This is a genomic window from Jatrophihabitans sp., assembly GCF_051960575.1.
In the GTDB taxonomy this organism is placed as follows: Bacteria; Actinomycetota; Actinomycetes; order Mycobacteriales; family Jatrophihabitantaceae; genus JBQCEE01.
Genome location: NZ_JBQCEE010000143.1, coordinates 18042 through 31851, shown reverse-complemented (window position 1 = coordinate 31851; position 13810 = coordinate 18042). Strand labels below are relative to the sequence as shown.

At 72.8% G+C, this 13810-nt stretch carries 14 protein-coding genes and 1 tRNA gene; 3 read left to right on the top strand and 12 right to left on the bottom strand.

Annotated elements, in window-relative coordinates; genetic code table 11:
* A partial coding sequence (locus tag ACTHMS_RS08080; RefSeq protein WP_440306147.1) for an AMP-binding protein occupies window positions 1-1164 on the top strand: 1164 nt, incomplete at its 5' end.
* Here the strand turns inward: ACTHMS_RS08080 and ACTHMS_RS08075 are convergent.
* The 6 genes from ACTHMS_RS08075 to ACTHMS_RS08050 all read right to left on the bottom strand — a co-directional run bounded on the left by ACTHMS_RS08075 (window position 1145) and on the right by ACTHMS_RS08050 (window position 5484).
* Window positions 1145-1801 (bottom strand): hypothetical protein, encoded by a 657-nt coding sequence (locus ACTHMS_RS08075; protein WP_440306146.1) that lies wholly within the window; start codon window positions 1799-1801, stop codon window positions 1145-1147. The genes ACTHMS_RS08080 and ACTHMS_RS08075 overlap by 20 nt on opposite strands.
* A gap of 23 nt (window positions 1802-1824) precedes the next feature.
* On the bottom strand, window positions 1825-2010 hold the full coding sequence (locus tag ACTHMS_RS08070; protein WP_440306145.1) for a hypothetical protein: 186 nt from the start codon (window positions 2008-2010) through the stop codon (window positions 1825-1827).
* 138 nt (window positions 2011-2148) lie between these two features.
* A complete protein-coding gene (locus ACTHMS_RS08065) occupies window positions 2149-2616 on the bottom strand; it encodes a MarR family winged helix-turn-helix transcriptional regulator (RefSeq protein WP_440306144.1) in 468 nt (155 codons plus the stop codon).
* A gap of 135 nt (window positions 2617-2751) precedes the next feature.
* A complete protein-coding gene (locus ACTHMS_RS08060) occupies window positions 2752-3399 on the bottom strand; it encodes a class II aldolase/adducin family protein (protein ID WP_440306143.1) in 648 nt (215 codons plus the stop codon).
* Entirely contained in the window at window positions 3396-4397 is a 1002-nt protein-coding gene (mtnA, locus tag ACTHMS_RS08055) for an S-methyl-5-thioribose-1-phosphate isomerase (protein WP_440306142.1), read from the bottom strand. The genes ACTHMS_RS08060 and mtnA overlap by 4 nt, the downstream gene beginning before the upstream one ends.
* A gap of 22 nt (window positions 4398-4419) precedes the next feature.
* Complete coding sequence (locus ACTHMS_RS08050; protein WP_440306141.1) at window positions 4420-5484, bottom strand: peptidoglycan-binding protein; 1065 nt, start codon at window positions 5482-5484, stop codon at window positions 4420-4422.
* 329 nt (window positions 5485-5813) lie between these two features.
* Between ACTHMS_RS08050 and ACTHMS_RS08045 the strand changes: the two genes are divergently transcribed.
* On the top strand, window positions 5814-6860 hold the full coding sequence (locus tag ACTHMS_RS08045) for a zinc-dependent alcohol dehydrogenase family protein (protein ID WP_440306140.1): 1047 nt from the start codon (window positions 5814-5816) through the stop codon (window positions 6858-6860).
* Here the strand turns inward: ACTHMS_RS08045 and ACTHMS_RS08040 are convergent.
* Genes ACTHMS_RS08040 through ACTHMS_RS08030 form a run of 3 tightly spaced genes read right to left on the bottom strand, consistent with a single transcriptional unit; the run spans window position 6843 to window position 10479 of the window.
* Window positions 6843-8420 (bottom strand): bifunctional 3-(3-hydroxy-phenyl)propionate/3-hydroxycinnamic acid hydroxylase, encoded by a 1578-nt coding sequence (locus tag ACTHMS_RS08040; protein WP_440306149.1) that lies wholly within the window; start codon window positions 8418-8420, stop codon window positions 6843-6845. The genes ACTHMS_RS08045 and ACTHMS_RS08040 overlap by 18 nt on opposite strands.
* On the bottom strand, window positions 8420-9361 hold the full coding sequence (locus ACTHMS_RS08035) for a fumarylacetoacetate hydrolase family protein (protein WP_440306139.1): 942 nt from the start codon (window positions 9359-9361) through the stop codon (window positions 8420-8422). Before ACTHMS_RS08035 ends, ACTHMS_RS08040 begins: the two co-directional genes overlap by 1 nt.
* Window positions 9358-10479, bottom strand: coding sequence for a VOC family protein (locus tag ACTHMS_RS08030; protein WP_440306138.1), 1122 nt, complete (start codon window positions 10477-10479; stop codon window positions 9358-9360). The genes ACTHMS_RS08035 and ACTHMS_RS08030 overlap by 4 nt, the downstream gene beginning before the upstream one ends.
* 109 nt (window positions 10480-10588) lie before the next feature.
* Here ACTHMS_RS08030 and ACTHMS_RS08025 point away from each other — a divergent pair, with 109 nt between their 5' ends.
* Window positions 10589-11233 carry a TetR/AcrR family transcriptional regulator gene (locus ACTHMS_RS08025; protein WP_440306137.1) on the top strand — a complete coding sequence of 215 codons (645 nt, stop codon included), beginning with the start codon at window positions 10589-10591 and terminating at the stop codon, window positions 11231-11233.
* A 35-nt stretch (window positions 11234-11268) separates the two neighbouring features.
* On the opposite strand, the gene ACTHMS_RS08020 is transcribed toward ACTHMS_RS08025, so the two are convergent.
* The 3 genes from ACTHMS_RS08020 to sepX form a co-directional block, all read right to left on the bottom strand.
* On the bottom strand, window positions 11269-12768 hold the full coding sequence (locus tag ACTHMS_RS08020; protein WP_440306136.1) for a hypothetical protein: 1500 nt from the start codon (window positions 12766-12768) through the stop codon (window positions 11269-11271).
* Between the two features lie 41 nt (window positions 12769-12809).
* Window positions 12810-12885: transfer RNA gene (locus ACTHMS_RS08015), tRNA-Ala, on the bottom strand.
* 55 nt (window positions 12886-12940) lie between these two features.
* Window positions 12941-13666, bottom strand: coding sequence for a divisome protein SepX/GlpR (gene sepX, locus ACTHMS_RS08010; protein ID WP_440306135.1), 726 nt, complete (start codon window positions 13664-13666; stop codon window positions 12941-12943).
* Window positions 13667-13810: the final 144 nt, after the last annotated feature.

Genomic DNA, 13810 nt, shown 5'->3' with positions numbered 1-13810 from the left:
GTGGCGGGGCTCGACGCCACCAAAAACGGCGACCTGGGCGACGCCGACTTTGTGTACGACCCCGCCGCCCACCGGCGCCGGGGGGCCGCCCGGGAGGGGGGCGCCACCGCCACGATCAACTACACGTCGGGAACGACAGCGCGGCCGAAGGGCGTCCAGCTGACCCACGGAATATTCTGGGTCACCGCCACGGTCTTCGGGCTGCACACCACGTTGAGCGACCGGGACGTCTACCTGCACACGCTGCCGATGTTTCACGCCAACGGCTGGGGCATGCCGTACGGCGTCACCGGCGTCGGCGGCAAGCACGTCGTGCTGCGGCAGGTCGACGGCACCGAGATCCTGCGCCGCGTCGAGCGCCACGGCGTCACGCTCATGTGCGCCGCGCCCGCGGTCGTGAACGCCGTGCTCGACGCCGCGCCGAAGTGGGACGGCGAGATCCCCGGACGCGACCGGGTGCGCATCGTCTGCGCGGGCGCTCCCCCGCCGACGCGCACCATCCAGCGCGTCATCGACGACCTCGGCTGGGAGTTCAACCAGATCTACGGCCTCACCGAGACCTCGCCGATCGTGACGGTGAACCGGCCGCGGGCCGAGTGGGACGACCTGCCCTCGGAGGAGCGCGCGGCGAAGCTCGGCCGTGCCGGCGCCCCGGCGCTGGGGGTGCGGGTCAGGATCAGCGACGACGGCGAGGTCTGGACGGCGTCGAACCACAACCTCGCCGGTTACTGGGACAACCCCGAGGCGACGGCCGACGCCCAGGCCGGCAACTGGTTCCACACCGGCGACGGCGGCCACCTCGACGACGACGGCTACCTCGTGATCAGCGACCGCAAGAAGGACGTGATCATCTCGGGCGGCGAGAACGTCTCGTCGATCGAGGTCGAGGACGCCCTGATGTCGCACCCCGCGGTGAAGGAGGTCGCGGTCATCGGCATCCCGGACGAGAAGTGGGGCGAGCTGGTCACCGCCCTCGTCGTCACCGACGGCTCGCCGATCACGCCCGAGGAGCTCATCGCGTTCAGCAAGACCCGGCTGGCCGGCTACAAGTGCCCGAAGCGGGTCGACTTCGTCGAGCAGCTCGCGCGCACGGCCACCGGGAAGCTGCAGAAGTTCAAGCTGCGCGAGCCCTACTGGTCGGGGTTCACGCGGCAGGTGAACTGACCGCGGCGACACCGGCCCGGCCCCGCTCGCCGGCCCGGTCGAGCAGCAGCCCGAGCCCGAGCAGCACGGCGGTCGAGACGCCGAGCGCCGCGATCACGTCGGTGACGAGGTGGAAGTCGCGGCCGACCAGGCCGACGGCGCCGACCGTGTCGACCATGCCGGCGGCGACGTAGGCGAGCACCCGCACGGCGGCCACCGTCGTCAGCGTCCCGACGCCGATCGCGAGCAGCAGGGTGAGGCTCGACAGCCCGGTCTCGTGGCCGCTCGGGAAGCAGTTGCCGGTGAGGCCGTGCGTGCCGTCGAACTGGGCGAAGCGCCGGTGGACGAGCGGTTTGAGCACCAGCTCGGTGATCGCCAGGGCGGTGAGGGGGCCGGCCGCGGCGAGGATCGCCAGCCGGCGGCGGCGCAGCAGCACCGCGGCAACCACGGCCAGGACGGTGAGCACGGTGACGGCCAGGGGGTCGGCCACGTCGAGCGCCGCGAGCTGGATGCCGGACGCGACGTGCCGCGCGACGAGCCGATCGCCCCACAGGTCCAGGGCGGTGCGGCTGATGCTGTCGTGGAAGGCGACCGAACCCGCCGCGACGACCACGGCGGCGAGCGCGATCAGGACCAGGGCGAGCCGCCACGCCGGCACCAGCCGGGCGGGCGGGACGTCGGTCAGCGGGCGGCGAGGGTCAGCCAGGCCTCGACCGCGTCGTGCAGCTTCTGCGACGCGGCGGCCACCCACGCGTCCTCGTGGGCGGCGTGGGCGGCGTGCAGCGCGCACTCGGCGTCGTAGAGCCGGCAGGCCGCGGCCGCTCGCCGCTCGTCGGTCGGATCCTGGGGCAGCGTCTGCGCGGTCATGACCACTCCTTCGTGGTGGGCTGGTGAACATGACGTCCTCCAGGAGTCCACCATCCACCCTCCGATACGCGCAGGGTCTTCCGAACCAGCGGGACTCGCCGATCGACACGTTGTGGGCCGTTGATCGTCCTCGTCGCATCAGTCTTGTCTGTCCGGCTGGTCGAGGCGGTCGAGCACGCGGTGCAGCAGCACCAGGCCGTCCTCGACGGTCTGCCGATCGTCGGCGGAGAGGTCGTGCAGCAGCGAGGCCGCGAAGCGCCGCCGGCGCGTCAGCATGTCCTGCATCGCCTGCTCGCCCGGGCCGCTCACCTCGAGCAACCAGGCGCGCGAGTCGGCCGGGTCGACCCGGCGGGTGATCAGCCCGAGCCGGTCGAGCGCGGCGACCTGGCGGCTGACGAGCGCCTTGTCGACCTGGCGCGAGGCGACGAGGTCGGACGCCCGCACCGGCTGGCGGCGTCCGATGTCGAGCAGCAGCGAGTAGAGCGGCTGGTCGAGGCGCGGGTGCACCGCGCGGGCCTGGCGCGTCTGGAAGCGGCGCGCCCGGTCGAACAGCTCCTGCAGCAGGGCGATGACCGCCGCAGCGGGATCACGGTCGGGCGTCGGCACGGGCCGATCCTGCCAAAGCTCCTTGTGCGGTGACGAGGTGTCGGCCCGGATGAGGGGTCGGAGCGTCCGGTGACGGATCGGAAGATCGAGTGACGGCGAATTCGCCGTCACTCGATCTTGTGATCCGTCACCCGGTCACTCGGCGGCGCGGCGGGTGCCGTAGCGGCGGCCGCGCGCCTCCTCGGTGGCGAGGTGTACGGCGAACTCGGGCGGGCAGATCGTGGTGTCGTCGCCGAGCTGCCGGGCGTGGAAGGTCGCGACCGCCGCCGCCTCGAGGTTCAGCGCGCGCGAGACGGCCGTGCGCGGGTCGTCGGCGAGCACGAGGCAGCCGTGGTGACGCAGCATGATGACGTCCGCGGACGCCGCCGCGCCCGCCGCGGCCTCGGCCAGCTCGCGCGACCCCGGGTGCAGGAACGGCACGTGCGCGATGCGGCGCACGAAGTGCACGTGGTCGGTCGTGATGAGCCGGATCGGGACGCCGACGGCGCCGAGCAGCGTCGCCATCGGCGGGTGTGCGTGCACCGCCCACGTGATGTCCGGACGCGCGCGCAGCACGGCGAGGTGCAACGGCAGCTCGCTGGTCGCGGCGTGCGGGCCGCTGAGGTGCCGGCCGTCGAGGTCGACCTCGGCCAGGTCGTCCGGGCCGAGCTCGGCGAGGTTCCAGCCGGTCGGGGTGACGAGCAGCCGGTCGGACGCGACCCGCGCGGTCAGGTTGCCCCCGGCGCCGACGACGAGCCCGCCGTCGACGAGCGCGCGCCCCACACGCAGCAGTTCGTCCCTCACGCGAACGTCTCCCCCGCCGCCGGACGCAAGAGACGGCGCTCGGTGACCACCGCCGTGACGAGGTCGGCCGGCGTCAGGTCGAAGGCTGGGTTGTACGCGCGGGCGCCCGGCGGTGCGGTGCGGCGTCCGGCATGGGTCAGCACCTCGTCGTCGGCGCGCTCCTCGATCTCGACCGCGGCGCCGTCGGCGGTGGCGGTGTCGACCGTCGACTCGGGTGCCGCCACGACGAACGGGACGCCGGCACGCGCGGCGGCGAGGGCCAGCGGGAACGTCCCCACCTTGTTGATCACGTCGCCGTTGGCGGTGATGCGGTCGGCACCGACCACGACGGCGTCGACCAGGCCGCGCGCGATGACCCCGGCGCCGGCCCCGTCGACCACCACGCGGTAGTCGGCGCCGAGCACGGCGAGCTCCCACGCGGTGAGCCGCGCGCCCTGCAGCAGCGGCCGGGTCTCGTCCGCGTAGACGGTGCCGAGCCGTCCCCGCGAGGCGAGCGAGCGCACGACGCCGAGCGCGGTGCCGTACTCGACGGTGGCCAGCGCGCCGGCGTTGCAGTGCGTGTGCACGCGCACCCGGGGTGCGCCGACCTGCCCGAGCAGCCACTGCGCGCCACGGTCACCGATCGCCCGGCACGCTTCGGCGTCCTCGTCGAGCACCGCCAGCGCGGCAGCCTCCACATCCGCCGACGCCTCGAGGGACGCGACCACCCGGTCGACGCCCCAGGCGAGGTTCACCGCCGTGGGGCGGGCGGCGCGCAGCCGCGTGATCGCCGCCGCACGCTGCTCGTGCGACCAGCCCTCGCGTGCGGCCTGGCGCACGGCGAGCAACACGCCGAGGGCGCCGGCCGCGCCGAGCGCCGGGGCACCGCGCACCGCGAGCCGCCGGATCGCATCGACCAGCATGTCGACCGTCGTCACGCGCAGCTCGACCAGCTCGTCGGGCAGCCGGGTCTGCTCGATCAGGACGATGCCGTCGTCCCGCCAGTCGATGGTGCGCACGCGCCCATCCTCGCCGAGCGGCTCAGTACCTGCCGATCCAGGCCAGGCGCCAGGTGTTCGGGCCGATGAAGCCGTTCGGCACCAGGCCGTTGAGCCGCTGCAGCCGCTTCACCATCCGCAGGGTGTTCGGGCCGTACTCGCCGGTGCCGACCGGGAAGAACCCGCGGGCGTGCATGGCGTCCTGGAACCGCTTGATGTTCGCGTCGGTCTCGCCGTAGGTGTACCAGTGCGAGCCGCCCGGGAAGGCGGGCACCGCCGTGACGTGGGTGCCGTACTCGCCGATCCAGGCCAGGCGCCACGTGTTGGGGCCGATGTAGCCGTTCGGCACCAGGCCGTTGGCCTGCTGCAGCCGCTTCACCATCGCCAGGGTGTTCGGGCCGTAGTCGCCGGTACCGACCGGGAAGAACCCGCGCGCGTGCATGGCGTCCTGGAACCGCTTGATGTTCGCGTTCGTCTCGCCGTAGGTGTACCAGTGCGAGCCGCCCGGGAACGGCGGTGGCGCGGTGAGCCGCGGCGGCAGCGGCGTCGCGACCGGCGGTGGGGTGGTGGTCGGCCGGGGCGACGTCGACCGCGGGGGTGGTGTCGACGTCGGCGGCCTGCTCGTGGTCGGCGCCGGGGTCGGCGTCGAGGTGGGGACGTGGATGTCCGAGATACGACCGGAGCGCGCGTCGGCGTCCTCGCGCAGGCCGACGATGCCGGCGCACTGCCACGGCTGCCAGCCGCGCTCGCGGTAGAGGATGAGCGCGCGGGCGTCCTGCTCGGCCTTGGACGCGTGGGCGGGGTTGCCGGTGCCGCCGACGCTGCGCCACGTCGCGAGGTCGAACTGGTAGGCGCCGTAGTGCGCGTTGCCGGTGTCGATCGCGTAGTTGTTGCTCGACTCGCACATGCGCAGCCGGTACCAGTCGTTCGCCGACGGGTCGGCGCTCGCGATGCCGGTGGTCGCGATGAGCGTCGTGACGACCGCGCTGGTGGCCAGCAGCCCGACGCCCGCCGCCACGCGCTTCCGGTTCCGGATGTCGGACCAGAACGACGTGCCGTCCGCGGGCGACCACTCGCCGAAGAATCGTTCGGCGCGGTCGGTTCGCACGGGCAGTCCGTGACGCACGGTGAGACGTCCTCTCGGTCGGCGACGGGCCGTCCGGAGCGTCTTCCGCACCGCTCCGAGACGGCCCAACTGCCCCAACCGTCACACGAGTCACAGGAGAAACGCAAGTCCGTCGCGCCCGATGTCAACACGACACGCCGAATCACATCGACGTCATTCCGAAGTCTTGTGCGATTCCCTGGGCGCCCGAGCCCCACGGATCCGGACCGAGGCGTGCCGAACGACCCTGCGCAGACGCCGCCGGAGCGATTTCCCTGGACGGGTCACCGTCCGACCCGTCCATGCGGACGCACACGCCCCAGGGGGACGCCATGAAGGCACTCGTCTACCACGGTCCCGGCCGCCGGTCGTGGGAGGAGCGACCCGACCCGCAGCTCGTCGACGCGACCGATGCGATCGTCGACATCGACACGGTGACCATCTGCGGCACCGACCTGCACATCCTCAAGGGCGACGTCGCGGCGGTGACCGACGGCCGCGTGCTCGGGCACGAGGCAGTGGGTACCGTGCGGGCCGTCGGCGCCGCCGTCACGACGGTGCGGCCGGGCGATCGCGTGCTGGTCTCGTGCGTCACGGCCTGCGGGCGCTGCCGGTTCTGCCGCGAGGGCATGTACGGCCAGTGCCTCGGCGGGGGCGGCTGGATCCTCGGCCATCTCATCGACGGCACCCAGGCCGAGCAGGTGCGGGTGCCGTTCGCCGACACCTCGCTGTACCTGCTGCCGGCGTCGGTCGACGACGAGGCGGCGGTGATGCTGGCCGACATCCTGCCGACGTCCTACGAGGTCGGGGCGATCAACGGACGCGTCGGGCCGGGCGACACGGTCGCGGTCGTCGGCACGGGGCCCATCGGCCTGTCGGCGATCCTCGGGTGCAAGCTGTTCAGCCCGGGCCACGTCATCGCGATCGATCTCGCCGAGTCACGCCTCGAGGCCGCCAAGCAGTTCGGCGCCGACATCACCATCAATCCGGCCACCCACGACGCGGTGGCCGAGGTGCGGGCACTGACCGAGGGGCTCGGGGCCGACGTGGTGATCGAGGCCGTGGGCGTCCCCGAGACCTTCGAGCTCTGCACGTCGCTCGTGCGCCGGGGCGGACACGTCGCGAACATCGGCGTGCACGGGGTCCCGGCGGCGCTGCATCTCGAGGACCTGTGGGATCGCAACGTCACCATCACCACCGGCCTGGTCGACACCTGGTCGACGCCGCGCCTGCTCAGGCTGGTGGCGAGCGGGCAGCTCCCTGCGCACCGGTTCGTCACGCACCACTTCGACCTCGGCCAGATGATGGACGCCTACACGACCTTCGAGTCGGCGGCGGACACCGGCGCGATCAAGGTGGTGCTACACAACAGCCGTTGAGTCGCGTTCGGGGGCAAGCACGCGCGCCGGCGCGATCCCGGCGTCGAGCAGGCGTCGCCGCCAGGCGCGCAGGTCGACGCTCTCCCCGGCACACGCGACGATGCGATCGGGACGCAGCAGCACCGCATCGGCGCGCAGGTGGTCGAGCAGGGCGTGCGCATCGGTGTCCGTGGCGCCGAGCCGCACCTCCGTGGTGACGAGCGCGTCGAACCACGCTCGGGTCTGCGGGTCGAAGGCGCGCAGCCGGTCGGCGCCGCGGTGGACGATCACCCAGCCGTCGCCGACGAGCCGATCGAGCGGCACCCCGCCGATGGTCGGCTGCCCGAAGACGTCGCCGGTGCGTCTGCCCCGGCGTCCGCCGTCGTGCACCAGCGGGCCGGCCGCGAAGGTGGGCCAGAGCGTGCTGACGAGCCGGTCCTCCGGCCCGAGCAACCGGCTGACACCCCGGATGACGGCGTTGCGCGGACGGGTGAGCCGCGCCGGCCCGCCGGTCATGGCGGCGCCGACCCCGATCGCCAGCCGGACGACGCGGCGCGCATGCGGGCTCCGCTCGGCCTCGTAGCTGTCGAGCAGGCGGTCGTCGGCGGCGCCGCGCAGCACGAGCGCGAGCTTCCAGACCAGGTTCGCCGCGTCGCGGATGCCCGCACACATGCCCTGGCCGATGAACGGCGGCGTCTGGTGGGCGGCGTCACCGAGCAGGAACACCCGGCCGCTGCGCCAACGGTCGGCGACGGCGCCGCGGAAGGTGTAGCAGGCCTGCCGCAGGAAGGTGATGGTGTCGGGATCGACGCCCCCGAGCCACGGCCGGGTCAGCTCGAGCATCCGGGCTTGGTCGACGTCGTCGGGCCGCTCGCCGTCGCGCAGCCGGAACTCCCAGCGGTAGCGGCCGGCCGTGACCGGCATGAAGGTGGCCGCGCGTTCGTTGTCGCAGACCTGCTGCACCCCGTCGTAGCCGTCGAGCGGCACATGCGCGACCGCGTCCACCACGAGCCACTGCTGCTCGAAGCCGAGGTCCTCCATGCGGGCGCCGATCAGGTCGCGGGTGCGGCTGTTCGCGCCGTCGCAGCCGAGCACCGCGTCGGCCCACACCTCGTCCTCGTCGCCGGTGACCAGCCGCCGGTAGCGGACGCGCACCGGCGCGGGCCCGCCCTCGACCTCGGCGATGTCGACGACCTCGACGCCGCCGCGGAAGGCGATCCGCTCGTCCGCGTCGATCGCCCGTCGCAGCACCCGCTCGAGCTCGGGCTGGTCGAACATGTTGGCGTCGGGGTGCCCGTGCAGCTGCCTGCCGTCGCGATGCAGCTCGGCCAGCACGCGCTGGTTCGCGTCGGTCAGCCGCATGCCGGGCGCCGGGCGCGAGATCGCCCGCACCTCGTCCTCGAGCCCCATCCGGGCGAGGACGCGGAACACCTCGGCGTCGAAGTGCACCGCGCGCGGCAGCGGATAGACCTCGGGCCACCGGTCGAGCAGCAGCGTGCGGACACCCGCCCGTCCCAGCATGATCGCCGCGGTCGCGCCGGTCGGCCCGGCACCGACCACGACGACCGGCACGTGCTCCATCACGCGCCGCGCACGGTCGTGCGCTGGGTGCCGAGGTCGAGCGCGCCGTCGTCGGTGCGGATGGACGCCTCGATCGTGTCGCCCGGCTGCAGGTACGTCCTGCTGCGCGACTGGGCCTGCACGAAGAGCTCCCACTTCTTCGCCTCCGGCAGCAGCGCGGCGAGCCGCTGGGCCAAGGGCTTCGGCGGCTGCAGCGCGACGCCGCCGGGCGTGCCGGTGAGCAGCAGGTCGCCGATCGCGAACGTCTCGAGCTGCGAGCACTCGGTGAGCGTCTCGGCCGGCCGGAACACCATGTCGCCCGCGAGGGCGTCCTGCCGCGGCTCGCCGTTCACCGACAGGGTCAGCCGCAGGTCGGCCCAGCGGGCCACCTCGTGTGGTTCGGGCACGCAGAGGTACGGCCCGACCGGGCAGAACGTGCGGTAGCTCTTGCCCTTGAACCACTGGCCCTGCGGCAGCTGGACGTCGCGCGCGCTCACGTCGTTCGCCACGACGAAGGCACCGACGTAGTCGGCGAGCTGCTCGGCGGTGACGGTGACCGGGCCGGTGATCGCGCGGCCGAGCACGATGCCCAGCTCGACCTCGTAGTCGAGCAGTCGCACGTGCGCCGGCCGCACGATGTCGTCGAACGGTCCGGACAGCGAGGCCGTCGACTTGGTGAACAGCATGTTGAAGGCCCGCTCGGGGTCCATCCCCGACTCGATCATGTGCGAGCGGTAATTGGCGCCCTGACAGACGATGCGGGCGTCCCGCAGCGGGTTCAGTGGCGTCACGGACGCGAGCGGCACGCTCGGCGCTCCGGGGTCGGCGAGCACGGCCCGGGCCGCCTTCACGCCGTCATCGAGCACCTCGGCGGTCGTCTCGTACACACCGGGCAGCGGCAGCACGTCGGTGCCGCGGACGACGCCCCAGCCGTCGACGTGCCGGATCAGGTCGATGCTCATGCGCTGATCACCTTCACCAGGCCCAGCAGCCGCCGGGCGGTGAACTCGTTGTCACGGTCGGCGAGCGCCGACACCAACTGTTTGACCAGCCGCGCGGACGGCTTGGCCTCGAGGAAGTCGCGGGTCACCACCGGCCCCCATTGCGACAGGCCGCTCGCGGCCATCGGCGCCCAGCCGGGTTCGACGGTGTTGTCGAAGCGGTCGCCGTCGGCGAAGTGCTCGACCAGGAAGCCGTCCGGGTCGCGCCAGTAGTCGAAGAGCTGGCTGCCCTCGATGTGCCGCCCGATCCCCCACGAGTGCCGGTAGCGGTGCTGCTTCAGGTACTCGCCGCCCGCGGCGAGCGCGTCGAGGTCGGCGACCTGATACGCCGAGTGGATGTACTTCCGGCCCGGCCCGAGCGTCATCGCCAGGGTGTGATGGTCGGTCGGCGTGGCGCCCAGATCGCAGCGGATGAAGGCCATCGTCGGACCGAGTTCGCGCTGCCCGGGGAAGTACAGGAAGTCGCTGACGATCAGGCCGAGGTGCTGCAGGTACCAGTCGAGCGCACGCCCGAAGTTCGCCGACTCGAGCACGACGTGGCCGAGCCGCTCGATCCGCGCCGGCTCGCGCGGCGGCCGCTGCGTCGCGTTCACCCGCGTCACCGCATCGGCGTGGTTCATGGCCAGCGGACGCTGCCGCGGTAGGTCCGGCAGTGTCTCGACACCGGCCACGACCCTGACCGGGACACCGGACGGGTCGACGAGGTCGAGCCCGACACCACCACCCGGCGCCTGCAGCTCACGCACTGCTGCGTCCGTCGCCCGAGCGAGCCGGTGCACGTCGCCGACGTCGGCGGCCCGGAAGGCCGGGCCGAGGAAGCGCGAGCGCGGGCCCTGCCGGATGACGACGCAGTGCGTGCCGGCGAGGGCTCCGCGCAGGTAGAGCGCGTCGCCGGTGTGCGCGGCCGAGACGAAGCCGAAGTCGTGGGCGAACCGTTCGGCCGCGTCGAGGTCGGGCTTCTCGAACTCGAGCCAGGCGAGGTCCTCGACCTTGATCGTCGGATCGGTGGCGCGGTGCGTCCGATCGCCCCGGACGGCGCCCTGCTCGCTGTGGAGGTGGTCGTGCGGGGTGGTCGTCATCGTGTTGATCCCTTCACCGGTTCTGATGAAAGCATCAGTTCAGGGCAGACTGTTGTCAAGCGTTCATCAGACCTGATGGATTGATCAGTTGACTGCTAGGGTCGTCCGCATGGCCGACGCCGTCGTCACGAACCGACTCGACCGCCGGAAGGCTCGCACGCGGGCCGCGCTGGTGACGGCGGCGCGTGCGCTGCTGGCACGCGACGGCGGCGTGGACGCGAGCATCCAGGAGATCACCGAGCTCGCCGACGTCGGCTTCGGCTCGTTCTACAACCACTTCCAGACCAAGACCGAGCTGTTCGAGGCCGCCGTCGCCGAGGCGCTCGAGGAGCACGGTGCACTGCTCGACCGCCTCACCGCCGATCTCGACGACCCTGCCGAGGTCTTCGCCGCGAGCGTGCGCCTCACCGTCCGGCTGCAGAAGACGCACCCGCAGATCGCGCGGATCATGGCCAACACGGGCCAGCAGTACCTCGGTGCGCCGTCCGGGCTCGCGCCCCGCGCGCTGCGCGACATCGAGGCGGGCGCGAAGGCTGGACGCTTCGACGTCGGGGACGCCGCCGTCGCCCTCGCCTGCACCGGCGGCTCGGTGCTCGCCGCCGTGCACCTGCTGGAAGGAGCGTCCAGCGCGAAGGTCGACCGCACGGCCGACGAGGTGGCGACGAACCTGCTGCGCATGTTCGGGATGCCGACCACCGAGGCGCGCGCTGTCGCGCGCCGACCGCTGCCCGGGACGTCGCGGCGGCGGACCTGAGTCGACGACCGCCGCACGAGCGGCCGCCGCAGCCTCTAGCGGGTGCGGCGGATCACCCGATTGCCCGGGAGCCGCGCCGTGCGCTGCCCCGCCGACACGGCGCGCAGCGACTGCTCGGTGAGCCCGTCGTTGCGGATGCGTCCCAGGACGACCGCGTCGCCGCTGCCGAGGTAGGCGACGAGGTCGCGCTGCCACACCGGGTTGCGTCTCGGGTTCGCGGCCCCTGGCGTGCCCAGGCGGTAGCGCGACAGCAGGAAGCGTCCAGTCGTATCGACCCAGTTGGCGCACCCGTGCTCGAACCCTGCCGACAGCACGTCCAGCTCGATGAGCGGCGTCGGCGAGTCGGCGAGCACGCAGCGCGCGCCTCGCACCTCGCTCGCGAGCTGTCGCGCGCCCCGGAACGGCATGATCCGGTTGTCGACGCGGTCGGCGACGCCGACGATCGAGCCGATGAGCGCCGCGGCCACGACCACGGCGACGGGCGACGCGAGCACGGCCGCCCGCTGCTGCTGTGCGTCCGTGCGAGGCAGCACGAGGCCGCCCGCGACGACGAGGCAGAGCGGGACGGCGTAGTAGTCGTGGTAGTTGAAGTAGTAGGTGGGTGCCAGGAGCAGGACGAGCACCTGCACCGCCAGCACCACGACGAGCAGGCGCCCGACGGGATGGCGCGAAACGCGGGCCGAGGCGAGCACGATCACGGCGCCGAGCACGACGAGGGCGAGCCATCGCGCTGCCGTGCTCGATGACGAGTCGAGCGGCGCTCCGGTCATCTGCGCGAGCCGCTGCACGACGCCGAAGTGGTCGCGCGCGCGCCCGACCTGGCTGGTGACGAGCGCGTCCCACATCGCTCGCGGTGCGACGAGGAAGAACGGGCCGTTGATCACGATCGGCGCGATGACCGCTCCGAGCAGCGCCGGGAGCATGCGTCGCCGGTAGGTGACGAGCAGCCGGCCGACGATCAGCACGACCGGGACGACCCACCAGATCTTGACCCCGATGGTCGCGCCCAGCGCCAGGCCCCCGAGCAGCAGCGATCGAGGCCGCCGCACGCTGCCGTCGCCCGCCGGCAGCACGAGCAGCAGCCCGATGAGCAGCAGGAGATTGCCGAGCGGTTCGAGCCGGATCGAGTACTCGGCGCTGAGCGCACCGAACCAGACCGCGTAGAGGCAGCCGGCGCCGATCGCGGCCCGGCCGAGTCCGATGCGCCGACCGATCCGCACCACGAGCACGGCGTTGACGCCCGCCATCACGATGAAGGCCAGGTTCGCGAGCACGTACGCCTGGTGATCGGTCACGATCCGCGTCAGCACCGTGAAGGGCAGCAGCGCGAGCGTCACGCCGGGCGGATGCACCAGGGTGAAGTCGCGATAGGGCAGGCGGCCGTGCTGCAGCGCGTCGGACGCCGCGAAGTACACCGCCGGGTCGTAGCTGAAGTCGGCGCCCAACCCGCCGCCGCGGACCACGACCGCCAGGCGCAGGACGACGCCGACGACGAAGACGGCGGCCTCGGCGCTGTGGCTCCGGAGGAGGGACATGCGCGTCGCGACCGGCGTCCCCTGCACCGCGACAGCTTAGGTGGTGGAGCTGAGGGGATTCGAACCCCTGACCCCCTCGATGCGAACGAGGTGCGCTACCAGCTGCGCTACAGCCCCTGATCCGGAGAACCGGACCGGCGGCCCGCGACCGGGCCGCCGTCGAGATTACCAGTCAGCTCGCGCGGCGCTGGACGGCCTCGGTCGGCTCCTCGGCCTCGTACAGCCCGGTGAGGTCCATGGTGTCCATGCTCTGCAGCTCGATGTCATCGTCGTCGATGCGCACGACCGACACCGGAGCGGTGTCCAGGCGGGCCGGGTCGTCGGTGGCGTCGTAGCCGACCGGCCCACGGCGACGGGCGGCGCGGGCCTGACGGGCCTCGCGGCGGGCGCGGTCCTTGATCGCCTGGCTGCGCAGGAACCAGAGGTATCCGCCGAGGCCCAGGGCGAACGGCGCGAACAGCAGCCAGGTGAGCCCGCCGGCGAGCAGGCCGAGGATGCCGAAGACGACGGTGCCACCGACCAGCACCGTCAGCGAGCGGCGGCGACGCGCCATCATCTGGGCGCGCGCGGCGGACAGCTCGGACCGGTCGACGGGGTACATCAGGGCCTCCTGGGCGACCGGCACGGGCCGGCGGTCGGGCTTGGCAAGGGTGGCGGCGGGGCGGTCGGACGAGGGGTCGGGCACGGCGGCGGTCGCGCGCGCGACATCGGCGGCGCGGTGGACGAAGACGTCGCGGTCGCCCGAACGGCGCGGGCTCGCGGTGCTGCGCCGGCCGAGGGCGCGCATCGCGCGTCCGAACCCGGCGACATCGCGCTCGCGGCGACGCTCGTCATTGCGCCGGACGACCATCGGGACGACGACGATCAACCAGAGCACGGTGAGGACCACGACCGTCATGGCAGGTGACAGCACCGGTCGTACCTCCAGTCACACCAGCAACACGCCGACTCTCAACCTAAGGTCGACCGACCGCCGGGCCCGGCAGGCGCGCCGTGTCGCGGCGATGAAGGCGTTTCCGGCGGGCGTGTCGGGGCTGCGTGC

Bases quoted from the DNA above. Each gene is read 5' to 3' on its own strand.
- ACTHMS_RS08070 (WP_440306145.1), bottom strand. From the start codon at position 2,010: ATGACCGCGCAGACGCTGCCCCAGGATCCGACCGACGAGCGGCGAGCG.
- ACTHMS_RS08030 (WP_440306138.1), bottom strand. From the start codon at position 10,479: ATGACGACCACCCCGCACGACCACCTCCACAGCGAGCAGGGCGCCGTC.
- ACTHMS_RS08045 (WP_440306140.1), top strand. From the start codon at position 5,814: ATGAAGGCACTCGTCTACCACGGTCCCGGCCGCCGGTCGTGGGAGGAG.
- sepX (WP_440306135.1), bottom strand. From the start codon at position 13,666: ATGACGGTCGTGGTCCTCACCGTGCTCTGGTTGATCGTCGTCGTCCCG.
- ACTHMS_RS08020 (WP_440306136.1), bottom strand. From the start codon at position 12,768: ATGTCCCTCCTCCGGAGCCACAGCGCCGAGGCCGCCGTCTTCGTCGTC.
- ACTHMS_RS08025 (WP_440306137.1), top strand. From the start codon at position 10,589: ATGGCCGACGCCGTCGTCACGAACCGACTCGACCGCCGGAAGGCTCGC.
- ACTHMS_RS08040 (WP_440306149.1), bottom strand. From the start codon at position 8,420: ATGGAGCACGTGCCGGTCGTCGTGGTCGGTGCCGGGCCGACCGGCGCG.
- ACTHMS_RS08035 (WP_440306139.1), bottom strand. From the start codon at position 9,361: ATGAGCATCGACCTGATCCGGCACGTCGACGGCTGGGGCGTCGTCCGC.